The following is a 25,281-nucleotide window of genomic DNA, read 5'->3' on the forward strand; positions in this document are numbered from 1 at the left end:
GAAGCCGGTTTGGATGTTATGAAGTTATATCAGGGATAACCGAAGCTTTGCCTCGAAACCCGGCATGCAATATCGCCATGCCGGGCCATTTGCTGCCCGCATGGTGTTACCATGAAAGGGAATGGCAAATATGGACATCCGGTTATTTGTGCTGGCGCTGGCAACCTTCGTTACCGGCACCGCCGAGAACATTATCGTCGGCATTCTTCCGGGCATCGCACCCGGTTTGAATGTCTCAGTCAGTGCTGCTGGGCAGCTCACATCAATCTTCTCGATTACCTTTGCGCTTACCGCTCCAATGGCACTCGTTCTCACAACGCGCTTCGAACGGAAAGCCATCCTCGTCTTCGCCTTGGGCGTTTTCGTCGCAAGCAATATCATCGCGAGCATTAGCTCCAATTATGCTGTCCTGTTTATCGCGCGCATCGGCATGGCCTCCGCAAGTGCAGTCGTCTGCCTGATTGCCACCATGCTGGCGACAGAGCTGGTTAGTCCCGCAATGCGCGGACGCGCCATCGGGATCATATTCATGGGTATAAGCGGATCGATGGTGGCCGGTGTCCCCACGGGAATGATTGTCAACGATTGGCTGGGCTGGCGTGCGGTCTTCCTGTGCCTGGCACTGGCGGCAGCTTTGGTGCTGCTCCTGTCGTTGCTTTCCCTGCCCCGTGCAGGACGAAGCCTGCGTGGCTTGCCACCTTATATGCCGCACCTGAAATCCTTTCGGCTGGTATCAGCACAATTGGTTTCCATCCTGATGATCGGCGGTCATTTCGTCTTGTTCGCCTATCTGTCACCCTATCTTCTGGAGGCTGTCCACATCTCTTCACAGAAAGTCATCTGGGCGATGGTGGCGTTCGGCATGGCCGGAATGACAGGCGGTTATCTCGGTGGTTTGCTCGTCGACAAGTTGTCGCCTCGGCTGGCTATCGTGCTGACGCCGCTCCTCTATTTGACGGCGTTAGCAACGATACCACTTGCAACAGGGTCCAGCACTATTTTCGGCGCGGTACTGATGATCTGGGCTTGTATCAGCTGGATGATATCACCCGTCGTTCAGAGCTTTCTCATCACGACCGATCCCGCAACGGCAGATGCCGGTGTCGGGATCAATCTATCTGCCATGCACATAGGCGTAGCGCTTGGCACGGCCACGGGCGGACTTGCTTTACGGCACTGGCACTTGCAAGCCCTGCCGTGGATCGGATGCATTCTGGTCGCGCTTTCCTTACTGTGTGCCCTTAACGCTTCCCGATATTTTGCAGGTCGTAAGGCGTCGATTGATACATCTCGTTGATCCAGTTTCCAAACAGAAGATGCGCGTGGCTGCGCCAGCGGTTTTCCGGCTGGCGCGTCGCGTCATCTCCGGGGAAATAGTTCGCTGGAACCTTTGTTTCAGGCTGAGCCTGAATGTCGCGGAAATACTCATCGGCAAGCGACGTTGTGTCGTACTCCACGTGATTGAACATATGCAGCGCGCGATGACGTGGATCGTCCAGCAGGCAAAGGCCCGTTTCCGGACTATCGACCAAAACCTTCAGCTCACTCTCGGCTGGAATGTCGCTCTTGCGCACTTCGGTCCAGCGTGAAACCGGGATTTTGAAATCATCCGAGAACCCGCGAAGGTAGGGAGACGACGGCGCAAGATTGCGCTGGCTATAGACGCCCGACGCCTTGCCCGGCAGCTCGTACTTGCCCATGCCGTGGAAATGATGGACCGCAGCCTGTGCGGCCCAGCATATATTCAGTGACCGGTGCACATGGGTCTGCGTCCAATCGAAGACACGCTGCATCTCATCCCAATAGGTGACTTCCTCGAACTCGAGGCGTTCGACCGGAGCACCGGTGATGACAAAACCGTCAAAGCGTTGGTCCCGCACCTCTTCCCACGGCTGGTAGAACGACAACATGTGATCGGCAGGCGTATGGCGCGCCACATGGTTGGTGATACGAACAAGAGTTAGCTCGACCTGCAGCGGTGTCGCGCCAAGCAGACGCGCAATCTGCGTCTCTGTCGTGACCTTGTTCGGCATCAGATTGAGAAGGCCGATCTTCAGCGGACGAATATCCTGACGAATGGCATCTGCTTCGCGCATGACCATGACGCCCTCGGCCTGGAGAACACTGGTTGCTGGCAGATCGTCAGGAATTTTAATCGGCATGTCGCGTCGGTCCCTAGTTTATGTTGGGGGAGGACGCGAGTGGCTTTATCCGTATATTTGCCGGTTTGGCCACATCCTCTCTTTACAGAGAGTACCACCTTGCCCGGAGAGGCAGGTTGGCGTTGGGCGTCTCCCCAACTCTTGATGTGATGTCACTTCTACTCAAACTCTTTCGGGGTGGCAATAGGGTTTAAGTGTCGCCTTAAAGTGTATGAGAAATTTCCATTTCTTTTGCCGATCAGTTTATGAATGTTGCACTCAGCGACTTACAAAATTTGGAATGAACGTCCTTCAAATTTTTTCTATGGCGGCTTTCAACGCGCTTACACGCTGAACTGATGTCCGAAATGATTGTTCTGCGGCAAAACCGAAAGCGATAGCGCGAGAATCCTTCTCTTCGACCGGGACACGGCATGAAGCATGAATCTCTGCCGCGCCCGTTGCCTCCACGATCCGTCTCGCATTCTCCGCGTTGACGCCGCTGCCGGGCATGATGCGGATTCGGCCACCAGCCAACTCAGCCAGCACCCGCAGATTATCCAACCCCTTTTCCGCAGTTTGTGACAGACCAGACGTCAGAATGCGCTCGAAGTCGAGTGCAATTGCTTGCTGTACGGCAATCTCCATATTCGGAACGAGATCGAATGCGCGATGAAGCGTCGTTCCAAGGCCTTTTGCTTCTGCAACCAGTCTTTCCAACATGGCGACATCAAGAGAACCGTCGCTCAGCGAAGCTCCAATGACAACACCGGCCAAACCGGCATTTCTGGCATTACGAATATCCGACACCATGATGGCTTCATCTTCTGTCGAAAAGCAGAAATTGCCCGCGCGCGGTCTGATCATTGCGTAAACCGGGATTGGCGCTTTCAAGGCAAGCTCCATCAATCCCAGCGAAGGCGTCAAACCACCAAGCTCAAGCGCAGAACAGAGCTCGATACGATCCGCACCACCTTCTATTGCCGACCGCAACCCTTCGGCGCTATCTACGCAGACTTCAAGTAACACGCTCACGTCTGATGCCCCAATATTGCGGCCCCAACCAAACCGCCATCACTGCCGAATACACCCGGAACGACCAATGGCTGGTTCATTTTCCGCAAAATTCTGGCCCTGACGGCCGTATCAAGTGCGGAGATCAATTCGGAAGCAGTAGCAAGTCCACCACCAACCGGAATAATCGACGTGCCTGTTATGTTGACGACGGCTGCAAGCGGATCGGCAACCAGCTGGAGATAAGCGGTAATCGTCCGTCTCGCCTCCGGTCTGCCTTCCAGCCATTCCTGCAGGACCGCATGGCTACTCGCATCTATACCGTTCAAAAACTGGTGCAGTTTTTCGATCCCGCGCGCGCCGCCAATCGTATCGACGCAACCGCTCTGGCCGCAGCCGCAATCGAAGCGAGGAACCGACACTGTTTGTCCGTCTATTTCTACATACGTGTTGAGGATCGGGCCATGCCCCCATTCGCCAGTCAAACCGGCTTTACCGCGAACCAATCGACCGTCGATAACAAGCCCGCCGCCAACACCTGTGCCCAGCACTGCGCAAAAAACTATGTCGTGCCCCTTACCGGCCCCTTCGATAGCTTCTGCAAGGGCCAGACAATCAGCATCATTGGCGGCGATCACCTGTCGCTCCAATCGCTCGCCGAGTTCAAGGCTTAATCTGTGATCGGTGATGCAAGGAATGTTCGCCGAGAAAGCGGAACTTGTTACTGGATCAACCAATCCAGCGATGGAAAGTGCAAGTGGCCCCACCTCGTCCGATGCGCGGGTTCGAAGCACAGTTTCCAATGCGCCCCCGAACTCATCCCAACTGCTTGCAGGGGTCGGCAACTTTTCAAGAAGTTCGATGTGTCCCGGATGTACAGAGCGGGCCAGCCGAATGAAGGACCCACCAACATCCGCGGCAAAAACAGTACCTGCCTGCCGAGACTGACGCATCCTTCTGTCGTGCATGATCGATCTTCCGCCGATACGTTTCGATGGTCCAACCAATCATCGCAAATGTATCGGCAGTCAATCGCAAGGCGCAATTATCCTACGGTTTTGGCGCCACGAGCGAGATGTTCACACCTTGCGGATCCTTGCATTGAACAACCCATTCCCCGTTCGGCACTTCCATCGGCTCTTGCAAAACCGCTCCGCCGAGAGACTTGACCCGGCTGGCAGCATTCTTCACGCCATCGACCATGAAATAGAAACCCCAGCCAACAGGAGTGCCGGGAGGTGCGGTCATGATACCGCCGTGATCGGCGCCATCGACACTGAACACCTTGTAATTGCCCATAGGCCCCATGTCGAAATTTCGTGAGAGCTTCCAGCCGAAAACTTTCTCATAGAACGGAAATACCGTCTCGCAGTTTTGAGCATACAGTTCATGCCAGCCCGGATGCCCCGGTTTGCGCGAACCGAAGTCAGCCGGTGGCGGCATGTCGTCTTTCGGTTCAAAAAGTGCAAAGATACCACCTTGCGGGTCCGAAACGATCGCAAACCGTCCAATGTCCGGGATATCCTGCGCTGCTCTGAGCACCTTGCCACCTTCAGCTTCAACCTTTTTGGCATATTCGTCTGCATTTGCGACACCGACATAACCGATCCAGCCGGGTTCGCCTCCGCAATCTTCCTTTGGCATATCCGCCATCGACATCATGCCTGCAATCATGCATCCGGGCACTTCGAACAATGTATATTTCATGCCGGGAACCCCGGCATCTTTCGCTGTCCAGCCGACAACTTTTGTATAAAAATCCTGTGCGTTGTCAGCATCTGTTGTCATAAGTTCGTACCAGACGAACGGAGAAGAGCCGTTTTTCATTGAAAGTACTCCCTTGGATTTATTTTACGGTTGAATGATCAGCCGCAGCAGCTGTGCTTGGAAGCCTGTGCTTCATACTCATCATGCCGTTTGACGAAATGCATCGTGCCATTTTCATTCCGGCCCTTGGGGGCTCGGTCGAGGATCATCAAAGTGCCTATCCACTCCTCGATGCCTCGGGCATAGCTGGAATAGGTGTGATAGATGGCACCGCTTTCGTCCTTGTAGAAAGCGCTCATGCCGGGCAGCTCATCAAAAGCATCTTCTGCAGCCAGCTTGTCGAAATTGTAGAAAACGCGGTTATTCTCGAGTTCATCCTTGGTAAAGGAGACGTGGTAATCGAAGTTGAAATCACTGCCTTCTGACGAAACCCATGGGAAATGCCAGCCCATCCGCTTCTTATAGGCTTCCAGCTTTGCCAGAGGCCCGCGCGAAACGGCAACTAGCGTGACGTCGTGATTGTTGAGATGAGTCACGGCACCATCAAGATTGTCGGCAAGGAACGAACATCCGGTGCAACCTTGATCCCAGTCGGGTCCGAACATGAAATGGTAGATCAGCAACTGGCTACGCCCGTCGAACAGTTCGGAAAGCGACTTCCGACCCGAAGGCGTATCGAATGCATAATCCTTATCAACCTTCACCCATGGCAGTGCCTGCCGCTCACGATTGACCTTGTCGCGCAGATGGGTGGCTTCTTTTTCACTTGCCAGAAGCGCACGTCGCGCCTCAAGCCAAACTTCTCGGGATACGACCTCATTCATGGTGCAAGCCCTCCTCCGGCTTTTGCTCCCTGTCTATGCCCAGATATCAATGTTCCCGCTTGACGATTTACATTGATATCAATATTAATAAGTCATGTCAAATAGCCTCGATGTACCTTTTGAAACAACACTTCTGGTTCGTGATACCTGCCTTTGCTTGCATGTTCAGCGCGCCGCACGTGCGCTCGCCCGCCGCTTTGACGACGCTCTGCGTCCAGTTGGGCTGACCAACGGTCAATTCTCGCTGATGATGTCGCTCAATCGCCCGTCACCGCCGCCAATGAAGCCGGTGGCAGAACTGTTGGCCATGGATCAGACGACTTTGACCGCAGCGTTGAAGCCATTGCAACGGCAAGGTTGGGTGGAGATCGTTATCAACCCGAAGGACAGGCGCGAGCGTTTATTGCAACTCACGCCTGAGGGAAAAGCAGCTCTTGCTGCAGCGGTGCCGATATGGAAGGCCACACATGCGGATATCGAGAAGCAGCTCATAAGCGGCAACGGTGATGACGTCCGCCGCGACTTGCTGGTTCTGTCGTCAGCCTAATGGCTGAAGGGGCGCTTTTCGCGCCCCTGCCCAACAACTTATTTGTTTTTCTTCTTTGGCTTGAATTCCTTGTCGTAAACCTCTTCCGCCATACGCCGGAGCGAACGCCCGATAGCGGCATATTCATACTCATTGAGGTTCGCCAGCGAGATACGCCCTGCAGGCTGCAAAGTACCGAAGCCAGTGCCCGGAAGCATAACAATGCCGGTTTCATCTGCGATACGGAAAAGCAATTCTGTTGGAGAGATATTCTTCTTCACCCAGGCCGCGAAATCATCGCCATAGAGGCGGCGAACGATATCCTCCAGATCGAGCAGCGTATAATAATCGACTTCATTCTCGTCGGACTGTGGTTCCAGCCCAAGCTCGCGGTAAAGCGCCGCTTCACGGTGACGGATCAACTTCTTGAGTTCGGCCTTGTAGGAATCCTTTTCGTCCATCAGACCGAAAAGCGAGAACAGAACCATCTGCACTTGCTGCGGCGTTGATAGCCCTGCTGTGTGGTTAAGCGCGACAGTGCGGCTGTCGGCAACAAGCCTGTCAATAAACTTCAGTTTTGAGACATCCGGCGTTAGTGAGGAATAGCGCTCATTCATTTCCTTCTTCGCCGATGACGGGAGGTTCTTGAGCTTTTCATCCAGAAGATTGTCCTTCTGCATGGCGACAACACCAAGACGCCAGCCGGTTGCTCCGAAGTACTTGGAAAAAGAATAGACGAGCATTGTATTGTAAGGGCAGATCGCAAAGAGCGACTTGAAGTCATCTGCAAAAGTGCCGTAGACGTCATCCGTCAAGATCATGAGATCGGGACGCTTTTCCTTGACGATCCGCGCGATTTGCTCAAGGCCGCGTTGATCCATCTTGACCGACGGCGGGTTGCTCGGATTGATCAGGAAGAAGACCTTGACCGACTTGTCGAGCAGCTTGTTCAGCTCCGCTTCCGGATATTGCCAGCCCTGGTGCGGGTCGGCATTGATGTGCACTTCTTTCAACCGATAATTGTTCAGTTCCGGTATTTCGATGTAGGGCGTGAAAGCTGGCATGCCGATGGCGACTGTATCGCCTTCATCAAGTATCTTGTTCTGTTTCAGCGTGTCGAAAATATAGGTCATGGCAGCAGTTCCGCCTTCGACCGCGAATATATCGAGTTTATCGGAACTCATGTAACCGCCGATCATCTCGCGCACGAGATAATGCTTCACGATCTCTTCGCTGATCTTCAGCATGCGCGGTGGAACCGGATAGTTACACCCAAGAATGCCTTCCACCATTTCATGCAGATATTCTGATGGGGAAAGGCCCAGCTGATCGCGTACATAAGACAGTGCACGCCCGAGAAACTTCACCCCGGGCTGGTCGCCATTATCTGAAAGAAATCTCTGGAAACGCCCTTCAATTCCCTCGACTTTCGGCAAACCGCCCACGCTTGTCGACATATAGGAATAGGAAAGTTCGGCTTCTGCGACTGCAAATAGCCCCAGCCGCAGAAAGGCACGACGTGGTAAGGTGGCAAGAAAGTTCGGATTGCCGCGCCCGGCGTTCAGCATGGTCAGATCAGCTTTGCTTGAAGCCAGCTGGATCAGTGCGTCCTTGAGTTCGAACGGGCTTAGCTTTGCATATTTGCTATAATCAGTCTTCGCCATGATCTACTCCTCAGGAGAAAGCGACCACCAACGGCCCGAGCAATGTCAAAAAGACATTGGCAAGCGCATAGGTGATTGCGAACGGGGTGGTAGGAATGGAATTGCCTGCCTTGTCGAGCACTTCGCCGAAGGCAGGATTTGCGCTGCGCGACCCGGAAAGAGCGCCAGCAAATATAGCCACATTGTCATATTTCAGCACGTAACGGCCAAAGAACATCGTGATGATCAGCGGCAGAATGGTTACGACCACACCGATCAGGAAAATGGTGAGACCGCTGCTGATAATTGTCTGCACGGCCTGCAGACCTGATTGGAGGCCGACAACTGCAACAAAGCCAGCGAGGCCCAAATCGCGCAGCAATGTGGAGGCACCCGTCGGCATGTTGCCGATGGTCATGTTCCGGCTGCGATACCAACCGAAGAGCAGACCTGACAGAAGCGCTCCGCCGCCGCTGCCGAGTGTCAGCGGTATCGAACCAATGCGCACGACAGCCAGACCAATCAGAAGACCGAATGCGATACCAAGACCATGAAACACGAAATCGGTCTTGTCACTCGGAACGATCACCGGACCGATAGACTTCGCCGCACGCTGCAAATCCTGATCGGTTCCGTAGAGTGAAACGACATCGCCAGCACTGATGACCGTATCAGGTTGCAGCGGCAAAGGCTTGTCGGCACGTTTGACACCGATAACATAGACGCCATGGCGCAGTTCAGAGCTTATATTCTCCTTGATCGCAGCAACGGTCTTGCCGACATAATCCGGTGAAGTGATCGTCACGTCACGGATTTGCACGACGACATCCATGCCTTCAGAAGATTGCAATTCGGTGCCGATCTTGTTGCCAGAAGCGACAACGCCTGAGCGCCTGCCGGCCACAAGAACGATGTCGTCCCTTTCCAGATGGAGATTGGGTGCGAGGCCGATGATCTTGCCAGCACGTTTGACCCGTTCAATGGTTATGGCGTCTTCAACAGAGGTCATCGCCTCAATCTGGGCCACGGTCTTTCCTGATGCCTGTTCCACCTTATAGATGCGCCCCACAAGATCAGGAGCTGCTTCGCTTTCGCCCTGCCCCAAGACCCTTATGCCAGCCAAAAGTTCGGCTTCCGCCTTGATGGCATCGTCGCGGATAGTGCGTCCCATGAATTTCGGCAGCAGATTGACGCAGACAATGATCGCTCCGAAGGAACCGAAAATATAGGTCACAGCATATCCAACAGCGACATTGGCCTGCAATCGCTGTACTTCGTCAGCTGCCAGACCAAGCTTGGAAATGGCCGAACTTGCCGTTCCGATGATTGCAGATTGCGTCAGCCCACCTGCTGCGATACCCGCCGCAAGACCTTTGTCCAAACCGAATATGCGCGCCATGATGACGACGGTCGCGAGACCGCTGATAGCGAGCACCGCGGCCATTGCGATCTCACGCAAGGATTGCCGCCCGAGTGATCTAAAGAATTGCGGACCACTTTCGAAACCGACCGCATAAATAAAAAGGGCGAAGAGCAGAGCCTTCACCCCATTATCGATCTGAACGCCCACCTGGCTGATTATCACCGCGACAAGCAGTGACCCGGCAACCCCTCCTAACTGGAACTTGCCGAAGTGTATCTTGCCGACCGCATACCCGCCGGCCAGGGAAAGGAACAAAGCAATTTCGGGTGCCTGCTGAAATATTGCCTGAAGCCAATGCATCCGTCCCTCCAAGCTCCGATAACAACCTAGGGTTAGCTAGAGCGGAAACACCAAAGACAAGAGGCCGCAAACACAAAATGTTAAAAGAAATGACAGCAAACACAAGATCGCTCAAAAAGTTGAAAGTGCTTTCTGGAATTGTTCTATTCTGGAACGGAGACAATCTCTTTACACCGTTCTGTGATGAAAACTTAAAATAGATCAATATCGGGGTAAGATGTCTGGAAAAAGCAGGACACAGACATAAAATATGTCTGACGACGATCCTCCTCTTGCAACAGGGTGATTGACGAGCATTTTAAGGATGAAAGCAGGCTGAAGTAATGAGTGAAAAGCGAGCCCCCCATCTCGTTGTCGTCGGCGCCGGTTTTGGCGGATTGCAACTGATCCACGATCTTAGAAACGTCGACGTGCGAATAACGCTGATCGATCAGCGTAATCATCACCTGTTCCAGCCGCTTCTCTATCAGGTTGCAACAACTATCCTGGCCACGTCCGAAATTGCCTGGCCGATCCGGCATCTGTTCAAAGATCGCAAGGAAGTGACCACGCTATTGGGCACAGTCACCGATGTTGACACCGAGCACCGTCAGGTGCTGCTCGAAAACGGCACCGAAATTTCGTACGACATGCTCGTACTCGCCACCGGAGCACGACACGCCTATTTCGGCAATGATCAGTGGGAGGCGCTAGCACCCGGACTGAAGGCGCTTGAGGACGCAACCACCATTCGCCGTCGCCTGCTTCTCGCCTTTGAGCGTGCAGAACGTGAAAGCGATGAAGCAAAGCGGCAAGCATTGTTGACATTTGCCATCGTGGGTGGCGGGCCGACGGGCGTTGAACTAGCAGGCATTATCGCTGAGTTGGCCAAGCAAACCATATGGCCGGAGTTTCGCAATATAGACACGCGGCAGACACGCGTGATGCTGCTTGAAGCCGGTCCGCGCATTCTGGCGGCGTTTCCAGAAGACCTGTCCAGTTATGCGTTGAAAGCGCTCGAAAAACTGGGGGTGGAAGTACGGCTCGGAATTCCGGTCAAGGACATCACAGCCGAGGGCGTGACTGTCGGCGAAGAGTTCATTCCATGCCGGACGGCAATCTGGGCAGCAGGCGTGGCTGCCTCTCCAGCTGCGACGTGGCTCAACGCCGAGAGTGACCGAGCGGGGCGCGTAAAGGTGTTATCCAACCTCAATGTACCTGGCCATGAGGATATCTTCGTCATTGGTGATACCGCATGGGTCGAGGGACCGGACGGCAAGCCGGTTCCGGGTATTGCCCCTGCCGCCAAGCAGCAAGGTGCCTATGTTGCGAAGGTCATCAAAAGCCGCATTGAAGGAAAGACCCCACCGATGCCATTCCGTTATAAGCATCAGGGCAATCTTGCGACCATCGGCAGAGGCGCCGCTGTGGTCGATATGGGGCGCTTCAAGCTCAAGGGACTCATCGCCTGGTGGTTCTGGGGCATTGCGCACATCTTCTTCCTTATTGGAACGCGAAGCCGTGCCGCCGTCGCCTGGAGCTGGCTCTGGACTTACATCTCCGGCCAGCATAGCGCCCGGTTGATAACGCAAGGCAAACCTGTAGAACGCTAGATGGAAGACGGCCCGCCAGAAGCGGGCCATTTCTCTTACTGTCTGACGTGCTGATATGGCGTTATTCGGCAGGTTCCATCTGCGGAACAAGGTCTGTGACAACAGGCGTTCCGTTCATCGCTGCGGCCAACTTGTCGGTGTCGAGTTCATTTTCCCAACGTGCCACGACGATGGTTGCGACCGCGTTGCCAACGAGATTGGTCAGAGCGCGGCATTCTGACATGAAGCGGTCGATACCGAGGATCAGGGCCATGCCCGCGACTGGAACGGCTGGAACGACGGACAGTGTCGCCGCAAGCGTGATGAAACCGGCACCCGTAATGCCTGCTGCACCTTTTGAGCTCAGCATTGCCACCAGTAGAAGCAGTATCTGATCACTCAGTGACAGTGGAATATCCGTCGCCTGCGCGATGAAGAGGGCTGCCAGCGTCATGTAGATATTTGTGCCGTCGAGATTGAACGAATAGCCCGTCGGAATGACGAGGCCAACGACAGAGCGCTTGCAGCCAGCCTTCTCCATCTTGTCCATCAGCGCGGGAAGTGCGGCTTCAGACGAAGATGTGCCCAGAACCAGCAGCAGCTCTTCCTTGATATAGCGGATAAGCGCGAGGATCGAGAAGCCATTGTAACGGGCGACAGCTCCCAGAACGACAAGCACGAACAGCAGGGCCGTGAGATAGAATGTGCCGATCAAAAGCGCGAGATTGGCAATCGAGCCGATGCCGTATTTGCCGATGGTGAATGCCATGGCACCGAAAGCCCCGATTGGAGCGGCCTTCATGAGGATCGAAACCAGCTTGAAAACGGGTGCTGTCAGGACGTGAAGAAAATCGGTGACAGGCTTGCCCTTGTCGCCGACCAGAGCCAGCGCAATACCAAACAGAACCGAGAAGAACAGCACCTGCAGAATGTCGCCGTCTGCGAATGCTCCAACAATCGTTGTCGGGATGATGTTGCTCAGAAAGCCGGTGATGGTCTGCTCATGTGCCTTGGCGGCGTAGTTGGCAACGGCCTTCGGATCAAGCGAAGCCGGGTCGATGTGCATCCCGGCGCCCGGCTGCACGACGTTGGCGACGATAAGCCCAATAATTAAGGCAAGCGTCGAAAACGTCAGGAAGTAGATCATTGCCTTACCGGCAACGCGACCGACCTTTTTCATGTCGGTCATTCCGGCGATGCCGGTTGCAACGGTCAGGAAGATGACAGGCGCGATAATCATCTTCACGAGCTTGATGAACGCATCGCCAAGCGGCTTCAACTGCGTGCCCAGCTCGGGATAAAAATGGCCAAGCAGAATACCGGCAGCAATAGCCACCAATACTTGTACATAAAGATGCTTATAAAAGGGGATTGGGCCGCGCGGCGCAGCCGCGGCACCTGTCGGTACTGCAATCATGATGTCCTCCGTTCGGCTCAGTCCGGAACCTGTCCAGCCTCCCAAGCCTTCAGTCTCGAATTCCAGCGGTCCCAGCCGCTGCTGAACTAATTGATTGCAATGTCCGTGCCAGTTTGGAGATAGATCACTAACGTGTTGTTTTCTTTAAATTTGTGAGTTTTCGCATCGAAGTAAATCTAGCAGAAGTGCGATTATCCGCACATTTGGATTTCCTATTTGTGTGAAATATTGCACAATGAGAGCAATGAGTTCGAACCCCTCCCCAGCGGACAGCCGCACCCGACCCACAAACATCAACCGACGGACATGGGCGTTGTTCGGATTGTTTTGGGCTGCGGTTTTCGCGCTTGCATTCTGGGTCGTCGGCGACATGGCACGAGACAAGGCCGTCCTCGCATTAAGCGAGCAGACAAGGATCGATGCCAACCTCAACACTGCGTTGTTGCGCGCTGTTCTCGACAAGCAACGTGCTTTGCCTCTGGTGCTGTCAAAGGATAAGGCGCTGGAAGCTGCATTACTGGACAAAACAGCCACAACAATCGATCCCTTGAATGAGAAACTCGAAGCATTGGCGGATGGGACACAAGCGGCCGTCATTTATCTTGTCGGCATGGACGGCATTGCCATCGCGGCAAGCAACTGGCGCGGACCAACGAGTTTTGTCGGCAACGACTACAAGTTTCGCCCCTATTTTCACAACGCTTTGAAAAACGGGGATGCAGAGTACTTTGCGCTCGGCAATGTCAGCAATCGCCCCGGTCTTTACATATCCCGTCGCATCGATGGCCCAAGCGGTCCGTTGGGGGTGATCGTTGTCAAGCTGGAGTTCGACAGGCTGGAAAGTGACTGGAACAATGCCGGACGACCGACCTTCGTGACGGATGAACGAAATATCGTTCTGATTACAAGCTTGCCGTCCTGGCGTTTCATGACCATTGGCTCGATCAATCAGGAGCAGCTTCAGTCTATCCGCGATAGCCTGCAGTTTGGTGACGCGCCACTTAAACCCTTGCCCCTGTCGATCAAGTCAATTGACGGCGAGGATGTACAGTTGATTGATGCGCTGCTGCCCGGCAATGCGCGCAATACCGACTTTCTCGCAATCCGTTCGATCGTGCCTTCCACTCCCTGGCAGATGTACAGTCTCGCGCCAATTCGCCCGCAGATTCCTTCCGCCATTCGTGAATCCCGGTTGTTCACCTTTATCATCCTTTCAGCTATCGCAATGGTTGCCGGACTTCTTCTACGTCGCAGGCAGAAAATCGCGACACGCATCGCCAATGCACAGCGTACACAGATAGAACTGGAAGAACGCGTGGAAGAGCGCACCCGCGATCTCAGTCTGGCACGCGACAGACTGCAAGCTGAGATCAGCGACCATCGTCGCACCGAAACAATGCTGCAAGGGGTGCAGCAGGACCTCGTGCACGCCAATCGCCTGGCCATCATGGGGCAAGTAGCGGCTGGCGTGGCGCATGAAATCAACCAGCCCGTCGCAACTATTCGCGCCTATGCAGACAACGCAAAAACCTTCATCGAACGGAAATGCCTTTCCAACGCAACCGAAAACCTCAGTGAAATCGCCGCATTAACAGACCGCATAGGTACAATCACGGGTGACCTTAAAGCACTTGCCCGCAAGGGACGTACTCCTTCCGAACCGACTTCGCTCAGTCAGGTCATTTCGGGTGCGCTGGTACTGTTGCGAAGCAGGTTCTCTGGGCGCATGGATCAGCTCGATATCGCACTACCACCGCCGGAACTGCAAGTTATCGGTCATTCAATCCGGCTGGAACAGGTTTTCATCAACCTGTTCCAGAATGCACTGGAAGCCATTGATTTAAAACAGAATGATGGAAAAATAGAAGTCCGCACTCATGTAGATCGTGACAAAGTCATCATATTGGTTTCCGACAATGGACCGGGTATGCCGCAGCATATTCGCGACAATCTGTTTTCGCCTTTCAATACATCGAAGGAAAAAGGTCTCGGTCTAGGTCTTGTGATCGTCAAGGAGATCGTCACTGACTATGGCGGGACCATCTCTGCCGAAAGTAATGCCGCAGGCACGTCTTTCCGCATTGAACTGAGAAAAGCATGATGGACAAGTCACCCTTCGTTATCCTTGTCGACGATGACAAGGCCCTCCGCCGCGCCACTCGTCAAACGCTTGAGCTTGCCGGTTTCGAGGTTGCTGATTTTCCAAGCGCACTGGATGCGTTGAACAGCGTTACTTTTGAGTATGATGGCGTTGTTGTTACCGATGTCCGCATGCCGCAGATCGACGGTCTCCAATTCTTTGCCCGGATCAAAACCATTGACCCCGATTTGCCAGTAATCCTGATTACTGGCCACGGTGATATTCCGATGGCGGTGCAAGCCATTCAGGACGGTGCCTATGATTTCATCGCCAAGCCGTTTGCAGCCGACAGGCTCGTGCACAGCATCCGTCGTGCATGGGAAAAGCGACAGCTTATCGTTGAAAACCGCGCCTTACGCGAAGCCGCCGAGAATGTGGAGGGCGATCTGCCGTTGATCGGCCAGACACCGGCGATGGAAAATCTGCGCCGTACCTTGCGCGATATAGCCGATACGGATGTTGATGTGCTCGTGGCTGGTGAAACTGGCAGTGGCAAGGAAGTCGTCGCACAGTTGCTGCACAACTGGGGCCATCGTCGCAAAGGCAATTTCGTAGCACTCAACTGCGGGGCCTTGCCCGAAACGGTGATTGAAAGCGAACTGTTCGGTCACGAGGCAGGTGCTTTCACGGGAGCTCAGAAAAAGCGGCTCGGACGGGTTGAACATGCAAGTGGTGGCACGCTGTTTCTCGATGAAATTGAAAGCATGCCTGCAGCAACGCAAGTGAAACTGCTGCGCGTCCTTGAGATGCGCGAAATCACTCCACTCGGCACGAATGAGGTTCGCCCGGTCGATCTGCGGGTTGTGGCTGCAGCAAAGATCGACCTCGGTGACCCCGCCCAGAGAGGCGACTTCCGTGAGGACCTCTATTACCGGCTGAATGTCGTCACGCTTTCCATCCCGCCGCTGAGAGAAAGACGAGACGACATTCCGTTGCTTTTCGCACATTTCCTGACGCGAGCGTCGAAACGCTTCAATCGCGATGTGCCCGCTATCGATGCAGCGACACACCGACATCTCATGAACCATAGCTGGCCGGGAAATGTCCGCGAGTTGGCACATTTTGCCGACCGCGTAGCGCTTGGCGTTGCGAAACCGGCTCACTTGCTGCAATCGATGGTCGGCAATCAAGAAACACTTCCAAAACGGCTCGAGCGCTACGAAGAAACGCTTATCCGCGAAACGCTTGCCGCCCATAATGGCAATGTTCAGGAAACGATTGAGGCGCTCGGTATTCCGCGAAAGACCTTTTACGATAAGATGCAGCGTCATGGCATCAATCGCGCGGACTATCGCGCCAACGGCGATTGAAGTTCATCTGCCATCTGTCTGGGAGGACCACGATGACCTTGAAACTCTACCTTCATCCCTTTTCGTCATACTGCCAAAAAGCGATAACCGCCTTCTATGAAAAGGACATAGCTTTCGAAGCAAGAATTCTTGATGGTACGGAACCGGTAGCGAGCGAGTTCAACGCCGTTTGGCCCTTCGGTAAATTCCCCGTGCTAACGCATAATGGAAAACTGGTGTTTGAAGCGACCGGTATCATCGAGTATCTCGACGCCACCCATCCCCACACCAGACAACTGATCCCATCGGACCCGCTTGTCAGCGCGGACGTGAGAATGTGGGATCGTTTCTTCGATAATTACATAAACTACCCGCAGCAACGCCTCGTCTATATCGCACTTGGTCGCGAGCATGACGACGGGGGCAACCGCTGGCGAGCAGCCTTCGATACAGCCTATGCGTTTCTGGATCGACATATGGAAGGGCGCAAATGGGTCTCGGGGGATGATTTCAGCCTTGCCGACTGCGCTGCGGCGCCTGCCCTGCTCTACGCAGACTGGACCTATGCCATTCCCGAAAAATTCGCCAATGTGTGGACCTATCGCAAACGTCTGCTTGCACGGCCGAGCTATGCCCGCGCACTCGATGAAGCGCGACCATTCCGTCATCTGTTTCCGTTAGGAGCGCCCGAAGAAGGTAGGGACTGACAGCCTATCGCGGCGAAGCGATCAACTGTCCCGTAGAAGTGTGCTGCATGACTTCCATCGGAATGCCATAGATTTCCTCCAGGCGTTCTGGCACCATAATTCCCTTAGGCGTGGATTGTGCGATCAATCTGCCGCTGTGGAGTGCAAACACTTCATCGCAAAAGCGTGCGGCCATATTGACATCATGCAAGACGACGAAGACGCTCAGGTCCCTTTCGTGTGACAGCTTACGCACAAGCGAGAGAACTTCGATCTGGTGCGCGATATCCAGCGCCGAAGTCGGTTCATCAAGCAGAAGGCATTCCGCATCCTGAGCAACCAGCATGGCGAGCCAGACGCGCTGACGCTCACCGCCCGAAAGGGTGTCGACCAATCGGTCCGCGAAGGCTCCGATCCCGGTCAGTTCGATGGCTTCTTCCACCTTCTGACGGTCTGTTACACCGAAGCGCCCAAGAGCACCGTGCCAGGGGTAACGCCCCAAAGCGACAAGTTCCCTGACCAGCATGCCTGCCGCAGGTGCAGTCTGCTGTGGCAGATAGGCAAGCTTACGCGCAAACTCACGGTCACCCCAATCACCAAGCGCCTTACCCGCAAAGCGTACAGTCCCGCCGGACACTGGCTGCTGCCGAGCCAAAATTTTCAGAAGTGTTGATTTGCCTGAACCATTATGCCCGATAAGCGCTGTCAGACTTCCCACCGGTATCGACATCGTCAGCGGTTGCAACAGGATGCGCCCGGCGGCTGAAAAGGTGACATTCTCGAGTTCGAACAGAGCGGAGGTCATCATTCTCATTCCTGATTTTGGTCCACTCTAGGGTCAGGACCTAGATATCTGCCCTGCAATAAAGCAGTTCATCGAAGGTTGATAGCAAAATATGAGAAAGATATACATGTTTTGAGAAACACCATCGGGAAGAAGAGTTTGGGCTTCCATCCGCATATGAAAAGTCACATTGAAGACGTCAGCTTACTGGACGATCTCCATTATCGCGTTTGGAATGGCGCAATAGCCGACGTATGGTCGGTCGATTGCGGACCAGGCGCACGTGGAGAATATGTTTCGGAAGCGCCGCGCCTTTTTCTTGTGCTTGAAAGCCGAGGGGAACTGGCAATCCGCCCCGAACAAACCAACCATACGCTGGCGAGTGTTCAACCGCGGCAAAGGCTTTGCTACGTCCCTGCTGGCATGACGATCTGGAGCCGCGTAACACGTCCGGGAAAACTAAAGCATCTCGATCTGCATTTCGATATTGCTGCCCTACAACAACGCTTCGGTCACGTACTGGACAAAAGTAGCATCGAAAAGCCTCGCCTGTTCTTTTCGAACTCGAAGATCGAACAGATTGGTTCCTTGCTGGCCGAAGAATGCATTTCAAAAGCACCGATGCATGACCTTTATGGAGAGGGCCTGCTAACCGCACTTGTAACAGAACTCTTTGAAGCGCAGTTGGAACAAAGGACACTTAACAGCAAGCTTTCACCGCGACAGCTTCGCCGCGTTACTGAATTCATGGAGGATAATTACGCGCGCGTTATCCGCCTTCAAGAACTGGCAACGCTCGCCGGATTGTCCGAATCCTATTTCTGCAGCGCCTTCAAGGCCTCGACAGGCGTTTCACCGCACGCCTGGCAGATGCGGAAGCGCATTGATCAAGCGCAGATGCTGCTTCTGCAACCAAACGTGTCCCTACCCCATATCGCAGCTCTCACGGGCTTCGCCGATCAGGCGCATTTCACCCGTGTTTTCAAGAAACTGACCGGCACTACGCCTGCCGCCTGGGTCAGACAACACCAACAGTAAACCCAGCGCGAGCGATATTTGAGGACATTTTACATTAGCCAAAGATCATTCAATTGGGCGAAATAACGAACAATCTTCTAGCAATATCTTGATGTAAATACTCATATTAATTCGCAATGCGTTGCAGCGCTGACGCATTCGCCGTACCTGGCTGTTGTCTTATCGGACGTTGGCAAGTTGGGTCAGATATAGGATTTCTCAAGGGGCTTGCACCGAATGACCACATCGATAAAGCAACACTTCCTGATGCTGCTGGCCGGCAACGCAGCATTTGCGTTTCTGCCGCTTTCGACAACCTACGCGCAAGAGACTAACAATACAGTTCGCCTTGACACGGTTGTCGTACAGACGGGAAATGGTCGTAGTGATGAGGGTATTGCGCCGGTAAACGGCTTTGTTCCAACAGTAACGACAACCGGCTCGAAAGACAGCGTTGCCATCGAAAAGATTCCACAATCCGTATCAGTTGTAGGGCGCAAGCAGATGGATGCCATCGGCGCGCAAAAGCTGGACGAAGCATTGCGCTATACGCCAGGTGTGCTCGGACAGCCTTTCGGTGTCGATAACGATACCGACTGGCTCTATATTCGCGGTTTCGAAGCCACCCAATACGGCACCTATCTCGACGGTTTGCAGAACTTCAGCTACGGCTTCGGTGGTTTCCTGATCGATAGCTTTGGCATTGAACGTATCGACGTTCTGCGTGGTGCATCGTCTGCCCTTTACGGCGGGTCCAATCCGGGCGGCATTGTCAACTATATCAGCAAGCGTCCGACCGACGAGCGGCTGCGATATCTAGAAACGGGCGTCAATAGTTACGGTAATGCCTATCTTGGCTTCGACATCGGCGACAAAGCCAGCGATACGGTCAATTACCGTGTGAACGGCAAGATTCAGGGTGGCGATAATTATACAGACTTCGCCAAGGAATTTCGCGGCGTCATCTCGCCAAGCATTGAATACAAGCCGGACGAAGCGACGAAGCTGACCATTCTCGGCAACTATACCCATCTTGATCTGACCCACGATGGCGGAGGCTTTCTTCCCTACTACGGCACTGTCGTTCCAACCGAGTTCGGCAAGATTTCGCGCAAGCGAAATTTCACCGAGCCCGACATTGATTCCTACGAGCGCGAGCAGGCCTCCATCGGCTATGAATTCGAGCATCAGTTCGACAATGACTGGACTGTACGGCAGAACGTTCGCTATGGTTTTTCACATGTGAAAGAACACACCCTTTACGCCTATGGTTATGAAGGTTTCTTGCCGCAGCCGGCACCAGGAAATCCGAACATTGCGCGCATCAATTTCAGGCACGATACGACGGTCAATACCTTCCTTGCCGGCAACCAGCTTGAGGGAACAGTCGAGACCGATGCTCTGACACACAATCTTCTGTTTGGTGTCGAGTACCGTTATTTCCGTATTGAACAGATGCAGCAGACCGGCGGGGCGACTGTTATCGATGGTTTCAATCCGGTATATGGTGAACCACAGGGCCCGATGTTCGACCCTTATATCGATCAGGATCTGCGACGTCACCAGATCGGCATTTACGCACAGGATCGAGTAGAGTTCGGCGACGGCTGGATCGCAACATTCAACGGTCGCTACGACTATGTCAAAACTGACGCGGCAGGATTGCCGAGCTACGAATATAACAAGGGCAAAGCTTCAGGCCGCGCTGGACTGGGCTACGAGTTCGACAATGGCATAACGCCTTATGTCAGCGTCGCGACCTTCTTCAATCCGATCATCGAAACGCTGGCAGATGGCAGCTATGCTCAACCGGAGACGGGAACACAGTATGAAGTGGGCGTCAAATACCGTCCGGAATTGTTCGACGGCTTGATCACCGCTTCACTGTTTGATTTGACCAAGGAGAATGCCCTCACTGGCTCCAGCTTCGCGCGTGAGCAGCTTGGCAAGGTCAACTCGCGCGGTTTCGAACTGGAAGTTCAGGCCAATATCACCGATGCTTGGAAAGTGACTGCTTCGGTTACTGCCTACGACCTGAAAATCAAAGAGAATGACAGCAACCCCGATATTATCGGCAATCGTCCTTACCTCTTGCCGGAACAACAGGCCTCCGTCTTTGTCGAGTACAAGGTGCCAGACGGTGCTTTTCAAGGGGTGACGCTCGGCGGCGGTGTACGCTACCTCGGTTCCTCTTATGCCGATGAGGAAAATACACTCAAGGTGCCAGCTGTGGCGCTTGCCGACCTGAAGCTCGGTTACGAAAAAGACAATTGGGGGGTCGACCTCAACGTCACCAATCTGTTCGACAAGAACTATGTCGCTGGTTGTCAGGGCATTTATGTCTGCGGCTATGGTGAAGGGCGTAAAGCGCTACTCAAGGTCCACACCAAGTGGTGATTTTGAGATTGAATACCAAAGAGTGCCACGGTTGTGGCACTCTTTGAGGCCGTCTACAGAGTTTGCATGAATTCATGCAAGACGACAGCTTGATTATGCTCTTCGTCTTTCGCGCCATATAAGAGCGTTAGTCGCCCACCTCTTGCCTTGGCGGTCGCGATCAAATCCTTCAGTGCTGGCTTGTTACCTTCCAACTCTTCGCGATATTTTATCTGAAAATCATTCCATTTCGCCGGATCATGGCAGAACCATTTGCGAAGATTGGCGGTCGGGGCAATATCTTTGGCCCAAAGATCTATATCCGCCTTCTCCTTTGTCATACCGCGCGGCCAAACACGATCCACGAGTACACGGTAGCCATCGTTCGGTGAAGGAGCTTCATAAATACGCTTCAAGCCAATCGTCGTCATAGGAATGGTTCCTCAATGCCTCACCAACACATATGGCGAATGGAACGGCTTCGACAAGGCGACATTTCTGTTCTGGCGAACAAAGAGAAAAGCCGTGGCTGTCAGACATTGAATATCCGACAGCCACGGCTTTTACTGGCTCAAGCAAAGACGGTCGCAACCGCCTTTTTCGTCGCGGCAACAACCTTGTCTGCTTCTTCACGCGTCAAGCAGAGTGGTGGAGCAAATCCGAGAATATCGCCTTCAGGCATAGCGCGAGCGATAACGCCGTTGGCAAGAAGTGCCGTTGAAACCTGTGCGCCGATCTTCAGCGAAGGATCGAAGAATTTGCGGTCGTCGCGATCTCCCACGAATTCGATTGCCGCCATCAGACCTTCGCCGCGAATTTCGCCGACATGCTTGTGATCGCCAAGAGCATCCTGCAGTGCCTTGCGGAAATAGGCGCCTGTGGAGCCGGCATTTTCAACCAGTTTCAACTCGTCGATGAGCTTGAGATTGGCTACGCCTGCTGCAGCGCAGATCGGATGGGCAGAATAGGTCCAGCCATGGCCAATTGGCCCCATCTTGTCTGATCCCTGAACCAGCACCTGCCACATGCGGTCCGATACAATCGAGCCGGAAAGCGGTGCATAGGCCGAGGTTAATCCCTTGGCGATGGTAATCAGATCTGGCTTCATGCCGTAATGGTCGGAACCAAACATGCTGCCGAGACGGCCGAAGCCGGTAACGACCTCATCGGCAACGAGCAGAATATCGTAGCGATCAAGAACAGCCTGAATCTTCTGCCAGTAACCAGCCGGTGGCGGCACAATGCCCCCCGTACCCAGAACCGGCTCACCAATAAAGGCAGCAATCGTATCCGGACCTTCAGCAAGGATCATTTCTTCGAGCTTGTCGGCGCAATGTTGCGAAAACTGCTCTTCGCTCATCGAGCGGTCCGCGCGACGGAAATAATAAGGGGATTCAGTATGCAAGATCGGAGCGCGCGGCAGATCGAATGCATTATGGAAGGTTGCAAGACCCGTCATGCTTCCCGTCATCACGCCCGAACCATGATATCCGCGCCATCGAGAAATGATCTTCTTCTTTTCCGGGCGGCCAAGAATATTGTTGTAATACCAGATCAGCTTGATGTTGGTTTCGTTGGCATCCGAACCGGACAGACCAAAATAGACGCGGCTCATATGGTCTGGTGCACGGTCGATGATCATCTTGGCAAGCGTGATCGACACTTCAGTGCCATGACCGACATAGGCATGATAATAGGCAAGTTTGCGCGCCTGTTCTGCAATCGCATCCGCAATTTCTGTGCGGCCATAACCAACATTGACGCAATAAAGACCCGCGAAGGCATCAAGGCTCTTCCGACCATTCACGTCGGCAATATACACGCCCTCGCCGCCTTCCAGCACGCGCGTTGGCGTTTCACCACGGGCATGCATCCCCATATGCGTGGACGGATGAAAGAAATGATCCCGATCCCAAGCGGTCAGTTCATTGCTATTATTCAACATGGTTGTGTTCCTTTCCTGTCGCCACGCTTTCACGCGGCGGTATCGATGCAGAGATACTTGAGTTCGGTGAAGGCTTCGATGCCCTGATGGGAGCCTTCGCGGCCAAGACCGGATTGCTTCCAGCCGCCGAAAGGGATCGGTGCGCCGGTAATTTTTGCGCGGTTGATGGCTACCATTCCATATTCGAGTGCGCGCCCCATACGGAGCTGTCGGGCGCCATTCGCCGTTACGACATAGGCAACGAGACCATATTGTGTGGCATTGGCGCGGGCGATGACTTCGTCCTCATCGTCAAAAACCGTGACGGCAGCTACCGGTCCGAATGTCTCTTCGTGCATAATCGCCGCATCGTCAGGCACATCGACCAGCAATGTCGGTTCAAAGAAAAGCGAATTCTCTCTCAGCCGGTTGCCGCCGACGAGTATCTTACTGCCTCGCTTTTCAGCGTCCCGCACGTGCTCTTCGACCTTGTCCACCGCCCGGCTGTGCATCAGAGGCCCAATCTCCACCGTCGGATTAATCCCATTGCCGACCTTCAGCGCCTCAATGCGCACAGCAAAAGCCTTTGTGAACGCTTTCAGGATACCGCGCTGAACAAAGATACGGTTTGCAGCAAGGCAATCCTGACCAGAGGTCGCAAATTTGGCGGCCATAGCAACATCGACCGCCCGCTCGATATCGGCATCATCGAAGATGATTAAAGGTGCATGTCCGCCAAGCTCCATGACAAGCCGCTTCATCGTGTTCGCACATTTGGTGGCAATCAGCCTGCCGATGTCCGTAGAACCGGTGAAGCTCAGCGCCCGTACACGCTCGTCGCGGCACAATACATCGACGATAGGCGCGGCTTTGCCCGTCACCACATTGAATATGCCCGCAGGCATTCCCGCACGTTCGGCCAGTTCGGCGAGGGCGAATGCAGAAAGCGGTGTTTCAGAAGACGGATGCACGACGACCGGGCAACCGGCGGCAATCGCTGCAGCCGCCTTGCGGGTGATCATGGCATGCGGAAAATTCCATGGCGTTACAAGTGCTACGACACCCAACGCCTCGCGGCGCACGAGCATCTCGGCATTTGGGAGATGGCTCGCTATGGTTTCGCCGTTAAGACGCTTGGCCTCTTCTGCAAACCATTCGATGAAAGATGCGCCATAGTCGATTTCGCCGCGCGATTCCGCCAGCGGCTTGCCCTGCTCCAGCGTCATCAGCAATGCGAGATCTTCGCGATTTGCCGTGACCAGCTCGAACCAACGCCGCAAGACCGCGGATCGTTCCTGGGGCAGCTTATCACGCCAGGCCGAAAAGGCCTTTACTGCCGCATCGATCGCGAGCGTCGTCTCAGCTTCGCCAAGACTAGCCACACGGGCAAGCCGTTGACCCGTTGCAGGATCGAGAACAGGGAAGGTTTCGGCCTTTTGTCCCGCAAACCAGCGTCCATCAATATAGCCAAGCTCGCGAAAAAGATGCTTATCGCGAAGCCTGCCAAGCCCATCATGTTGTATCGGATGATCCAGAACGGCATTCATTGTTCTTCTCCCAATTCAGGAAGAAGTTTGTCACAGGATAGCTCTGGATTCGGACCAAAGGCAGCCCGACGAACATGCGAATTGGACTAAATTTAAAAGCAAGACAGCCTGTTTGGGCTAGTCCGCGACTTCCTTGAACAGCGACAAAGGTGCGCTCGCTTTCTCGTCCTTGACCAGCTTGGTCACGATATAGGTGAAGTAGCGTTCTATGCCGATATTCTGGTCCAGAAGACGGTCAATCAGACGCTGATAGCCATCAATATCGCGCGCCACGATCATCAGAAAATAGTCCACCCCACCGCCAACCGACCAGCAGGACACGATTTCGGGTACTACTGTGACGGCTCTTTCGAACCGGTCAAAATCGCTTTGACGATGATTGCCCAGAGTGATCTGCACAATGACATTCGCGATGGGAGCAATTTTACGGTAGGCGATGCGTGCATGATAGCCCGTGACAATCCCCGCCTCTTCCAGCTTGCGCAGTCGTAGCCAGCAGGGTGTCGCAGAAAGCCCGACCTTCTCCGCCAAGGCAAGCTTGGTGATCCGCGCATTCTCCTGAACGGCTTCGAGAATACGCAAATCGACGGCGTCGAGCTTCAAGGCGGCTTTCATTCTGTTGATCCAGCATCTGCAAACATTCCAGTTCTCATTGGCACGCGCCTGCGCCGCTGACAAGGCTCCAACATCGAAAAGTCGTGACAGATCAAAATTGTAATGATCCAATATAATTATTGACATGATCCTATAGGTCTTTCACACATAGAGCCAAGAACAAAAAATCAAACATATGGGGAACGAGGATGCGGCCTTACGGTTTCGCACGTGGTGTATTATTGCGCCCTCAATTTGCTCGCCTGCAGCGAAGACGTGCTTTGCTTGGTGCGGCGCT

Annotated in this window: 21 protein-coding genes and 1 riboswitch; of the genes, 8 read left to right on the forward strand and 13 right to left on the reverse strand. The window is 54.0% G+C overall.

Annotated features, from left to right (window positions below; translation table 11 throughout):
• The first annotated feature begins 121 nt into the window (after window positions 1-121).
• A complete protein-coding gene (locus AC1RHM_RS14070; protein ID WP_010658689.1) occupies window positions 122-1,297 on the forward strand; it encodes an MFS transporter in 1,176 nt (391 codons plus the stop codon).
• Here AC1RHM_RS14070 and metA read toward each other — a convergent pair.
• From metA to AC1RHM_RS14095, 5 genes are all read right to left on the reverse strand, one after another.
• Window positions 1,242-2,162 (reverse strand): homoserine O-acetyltransferase MetA, encoded by a 921-nt coding sequence (gene metA, locus AC1RHM_RS14075; protein WP_010658688.1) that lies wholly within the window; start codon window positions 2,160-2,162, stop codon window positions 1,242-1,244. The two genes, AC1RHM_RS14070 and metA, sit on opposite strands and share 56 nt — an antisense overlap.
• Window positions 2,163-2,205: 43 nt before the next feature.
• A riboswitch (SAM-I-IV-variant riboswitch) is annotated at window positions 2,206-2,315 on the reverse strand.
• 138 nt (window positions 2,316-2,453) lie between these two features.
• The gene (locus AC1RHM_RS14080; RefSeq protein WP_029375939.1) at window positions 2,454-3,176 is read right to left on the reverse strand and encodes a copper homeostasis protein CutC; all 723 of its coding nucleotides are present in this window, start codon (window positions 3,174-3,176) and stop codon (window positions 2,454-2,456) included.
• Window positions 3,173-4,123 carry an ROK family protein gene (locus tag AC1RHM_RS14085; RefSeq protein WP_050897424.1) on the reverse strand — a complete coding sequence of 317 codons (951 nt, stop codon included), beginning with the start codon at window positions 4,121-4,123 and terminating at the stop codon, window positions 3,173-3,175. The genes AC1RHM_RS14080 and AC1RHM_RS14085 overlap by 4 nt, the downstream gene beginning before the upstream one ends.
• Before the next feature lie 82 nt (window positions 4,124-4,205).
• Window positions 4,206-4,982: a VOC family protein gene (locus AC1RHM_RS14090; protein ID WP_010658685.1), complete on the reverse strand. Its 777-nt coding sequence runs from the start codon at window positions 4,980-4,982 to the stop codon at window positions 4,206-4,208.
• A gap of 38 nt (window positions 4,983-5,020) precedes the next feature.
• On the reverse strand, window positions 5,021-5,746 hold the full coding sequence (locus AC1RHM_RS14095; RefSeq protein WP_010658684.1) for a DUF899 domain-containing protein: 726 nt from the start codon (window positions 5,744-5,746) through the stop codon (window positions 5,021-5,023).
• A 94-nt stretch (window positions 5,747-5,840) separates the two neighbouring features.
• Here AC1RHM_RS14095 and AC1RHM_RS14100 point away from each other — a divergent pair, with 94 nt between their 5' ends.
• On the forward strand, window positions 5,841-6,293 hold the full coding sequence (locus AC1RHM_RS14100; protein ID WP_010658683.1) for a MarR family winged helix-turn-helix transcriptional regulator: 453 nt from the start codon (window positions 5,841-5,843) through the stop codon (window positions 6,291-6,293).
• Between the two features lie 38 nt (window positions 6,294-6,331).
• Here AC1RHM_RS14100 and AC1RHM_RS14105 read toward each other — a convergent pair whose 3' ends face one another.
• Window positions 6,332-7,936 carry a bifunctional aspartate transaminase/aspartate 4-decarboxylase gene (locus tag AC1RHM_RS14105; RefSeq protein ID WP_010658682.1) on the reverse strand — a complete coding sequence of 535 codons (1,605 nt, stop codon included), beginning with the start codon at window positions 7,934-7,936 and terminating at the stop codon, window positions 6,332-6,334.
• Window positions 7,937-7,946: 10 nt separating this feature from the next.
• Complete coding sequence (aspT, locus tag AC1RHM_RS14110; protein WP_010658681.1) at window positions 7,947-9,638, reverse strand: aspartate-alanine antiporter; 1,692 nt, start codon at window positions 9,636-9,638, stop codon at window positions 7,947-7,949.
• Window positions 9,639-9,961: 323 nt separating this feature from the next.
• On the opposite strand from aspT, the gene AC1RHM_RS14115 reads away from it, so the two are divergent.
• Window positions 9,962-11,230: an NAD(P)/FAD-dependent oxidoreductase gene (locus AC1RHM_RS14115; RefSeq protein ID WP_010658680.1), complete on the forward strand. Its 1,269-nt coding sequence runs from the start codon at window positions 9,962-9,964 to the stop codon at window positions 11,228-11,230.
• 61 nt (window positions 11,231-11,291) lie between these two features.
• On the opposite strand, the gene AC1RHM_RS14120 is transcribed toward AC1RHM_RS14115, so the two are convergent.
• Entirely contained in the window at window positions 11,292-12,626 is a 1,335-nt protein-coding gene (locus AC1RHM_RS14120; protein WP_010658679.1) for a dicarboxylate/amino acid:cation symporter, read from the reverse strand.
• 235 nt (window positions 12,627-12,861) lie between these two features.
• Between AC1RHM_RS14120 and AC1RHM_RS14125 the strand changes: the two genes are divergently transcribed.
• Genes AC1RHM_RS14125 through AC1RHM_RS14135 form a run of 3 tightly spaced genes read left to right on the forward strand, consistent with a single transcriptional unit; the run spans window position 12,862 to window position 16,762 of the window.
• Window positions 12,862-14,727, forward strand: coding sequence for an ATP-binding protein (locus AC1RHM_RS14125; RefSeq protein ID WP_050897423.1), 1,866 nt, complete (start codon window positions 12,862-12,864; stop codon window positions 14,725-14,727).
• Window positions 14,727-16,076 carry a sigma-54-dependent transcriptional regulator gene (locus AC1RHM_RS14130; RefSeq protein WP_010658677.1) on the forward strand — a complete coding sequence of 450 codons (1,350 nt, stop codon included), beginning with the start codon at window positions 14,727-14,729 and terminating at the stop codon, window positions 16,074-16,076. The genes AC1RHM_RS14125 and AC1RHM_RS14130 overlap by 1 nt, the downstream gene beginning before the upstream one ends.
• A gap of 32 nt (window positions 16,077-16,108) precedes the next feature.
• Window positions 16,109-16,762, forward strand: coding sequence for a glutathione S-transferase family protein (locus AC1RHM_RS14135; protein ID WP_010658676.1), 654 nt, complete (start codon window positions 16,109-16,111; stop codon window positions 16,760-16,762).
• A 4-nt stretch (window positions 16,763-16,766) separates the two neighbouring features.
• Here AC1RHM_RS14135 and AC1RHM_RS14140 read toward each other — a convergent pair whose 3' ends face one another.
• Window positions 16,767-17,546, reverse strand: coding sequence for an ATP-binding cassette domain-containing protein (locus AC1RHM_RS14140; protein WP_010658675.1), 780 nt, complete (start codon window positions 17,544-17,546; stop codon window positions 16,767-16,769).
• Between the two features lie 156 nt (window positions 17,547-17,702).
• Between AC1RHM_RS14140 and AC1RHM_RS14145 the strand changes: the two genes are divergently transcribed.
• Both AC1RHM_RS14145 and AC1RHM_RS14150 read left to right on the forward strand, forming a co-directional pair.
• Window positions 17,703-18,563, forward strand: a complete 861-nt coding sequence (locus AC1RHM_RS14145) for a helix-turn-helix domain-containing protein (protein WP_226622719.1) — start codon at window positions 17,703-17,705, stop codon at window positions 18,561-18,563.
• Window positions 18,564-18,779: 216 nt separating this feature from the next.
• On the forward strand, window positions 18,780-20,939 hold the full coding sequence (locus AC1RHM_RS14150) for a TonB-dependent siderophore receptor (protein WP_036563453.1): 2,160 nt from the start codon (window positions 18,780-18,782) through the stop codon (window positions 20,937-20,939).
• Window positions 20,940-20,992: 53 nt separating this feature from the next.
• Here the strand turns inward: AC1RHM_RS14150 and AC1RHM_RS14155 are convergent, their stop codons facing one another.
• The 4 genes from AC1RHM_RS14155 to AC1RHM_RS14170 all read right to left on the reverse strand — a co-directional run bounded on the left by AC1RHM_RS14155 (window position 20,993) and on the right by AC1RHM_RS14170 (window position 24,992).
• Complete coding sequence (locus AC1RHM_RS14155; RefSeq protein WP_010658672.1) at window positions 20,993-21,349, reverse strand: DUF488 domain-containing protein; 357 nt, start codon at window positions 21,347-21,349, stop codon at window positions 20,993-20,995.
• Window positions 21,350-21,489: 140 nt separating this feature from the next.
• The gene (locus AC1RHM_RS14160) at window positions 21,490-22,863 is read right to left on the reverse strand and encodes an aspartate aminotransferase family protein (RefSeq protein ID WP_010658671.1); all 1,374 of its coding nucleotides are present in this window, start codon (window positions 22,861-22,863) and stop codon (window positions 21,490-21,492) included.
• 29 nt (window positions 22,864-22,892) lie between these two features.
• Window positions 22,893-24,389 (reverse strand): NAD-dependent succinate-semialdehyde dehydrogenase, encoded by a 1,497-nt coding sequence (locus tag AC1RHM_RS14165; RefSeq protein ID WP_010658670.1) that lies wholly within the window; start codon window positions 24,387-24,389, stop codon window positions 22,893-22,895.
• A 117-nt stretch (window positions 24,390-24,506) separates the two neighbouring features.
• Window positions 24,507-24,992: an Lrp/AsnC family transcriptional regulator gene (locus AC1RHM_RS14170; RefSeq protein WP_029375938.1), complete on the reverse strand. Its 486-nt coding sequence runs from the start codon at window positions 24,990-24,992 to the stop codon at window positions 24,507-24,509.
• Window positions 24,993-25,281 lie beyond the last annotated feature (289 nt).

Source organism: Brucella sp. GW823-FHT04E01, from assembly GCF_058796175.1.

What these genes read in the sequence shown, in the direction of transcription:
- AC1RHM_RS14095 (WP_010658684.1), bottom strand. Translation starts at nt 5,746, where the DNA reads ATGAATGAGGTCGTATCCCGAGAAGTTTGGCTTGAGGCGCGACGTGCG.
- AC1RHM_RS14140 (WP_010658675.1), bottom strand. Translation starts at nt 17,546, where the DNA reads ATGACCTCCGCTCTGTTCGAACTCGAGAATGTCACCTTTTCAGCCGCC.
- aspT (WP_010658681.1), bottom strand. Translation starts at nt 9,638, where the DNA reads ATGCATTGGCTTCAGGCAATATTTCAGCAGGCACCCGAAATTGCTTTG.
- AC1RHM_RS14115 (WP_010658680.1), top strand. Translation starts at nt 9,962, where the DNA reads ATGAGTGAAAAGCGAGCCCCCCATCTCGTTGTCGTCGGCGCCGGTTTT.
- AC1RHM_RS14070 (WP_010658689.1), top strand. Translation starts at nt 122, where the DNA reads ATGGCAAATATGGACATCCGGTTATTTGTGCTGGCGCTGGCAACCTTC.
- AC1RHM_RS14145 (WP_226622719.1), top strand. Translation starts at nt 17,703, where the DNA reads ATGAAAAGTCACATTGAAGACGTCAGCTTACTGGACGATCTCCATTAT.
- AC1RHM_RS14150 (WP_036563453.1), top strand. Translation starts at nt 18,780, where the DNA reads ATGACCACATCGATAAAGCAACACTTCCTGATGCTGCTGGCCGGCAAC.
- AC1RHM_RS14125 (WP_050897423.1), top strand. Translation starts at nt 12,862, where the DNA reads ATGAGAGCAATGAGTTCGAACCCCTCCCCAGCGGACAGCCGCACCCGA.
- metA (WP_010658688.1), bottom strand. Translation starts at nt 2,162, where the DNA reads ATGCCGATTAAAATTCCTGACGATCTGCCAGCAACCAGTGTTCTCCAG.
- AC1RHM_RS14135 (WP_010658676.1), top strand. Translation starts at nt 16,109, where the DNA reads ATGACCTTGAAACTCTACCTTCATCCCTTTTCGTCATACTGCCAAAAA.
- AC1RHM_RS14105 (WP_010658682.1), bottom strand. Translation starts at nt 7,936, where the DNA reads ATGGCGAAGACTGATTATAGCAAATATGCAAAGCTAAGCCCGTTCGAA.
- AC1RHM_RS14165 (WP_010658670.1), bottom strand. Translation starts at nt 24,389, where the DNA reads ATGAATGCCGTTCTGGATCATCCGATACAACATGATGGGCTTGGCAGG.
- AC1RHM_RS14160 (WP_010658671.1), bottom strand. Translation starts at nt 22,863, where the DNA reads ATGTTGAATAATAGCAATGAACTGACCGCTTGGGATCGGGATCATTTC.
- AC1RHM_RS14100 (WP_010658683.1), top strand. Translation starts at nt 5,841, where the DNA reads ATGTCAAATAGCCTCGATGTACCTTTTGAAACAACACTTCTGGTTCGT.
- AC1RHM_RS14085 (WP_050897424.1), bottom strand. Translation starts at nt 4,123, where the DNA reads ATGCACGACAGAAGGATGCGTCAGTCTCGGCAGGCAGGTACTGTTTTT.
- AC1RHM_RS14090 (WP_010658685.1), bottom strand. Translation starts at nt 4,982, where the DNA reads ATGAAAAACGGCTCTTCTCCGTTCGTCTGGTACGAACTTATGACAACA.
- AC1RHM_RS14130 (WP_010658677.1), top strand. Translation starts at nt 14,727, where the DNA reads ATGGACAAGTCACCCTTCGTTATCCTTGTCGACGATGACAAGGCCCTC.
- AC1RHM_RS14155 (WP_010658672.1), bottom strand. Translation starts at nt 21,349, where the DNA reads ATGACGACGATTGGCTTGAAGCGTATTTATGAAGCTCCTTCACCGAAC.
- AC1RHM_RS14120 (WP_010658679.1), bottom strand. Translation starts at nt 12,626, where the DNA reads ATGATTGCAGTACCGACAGGTGCCGCGGCTGCGCCGCGCGGCCCAATC.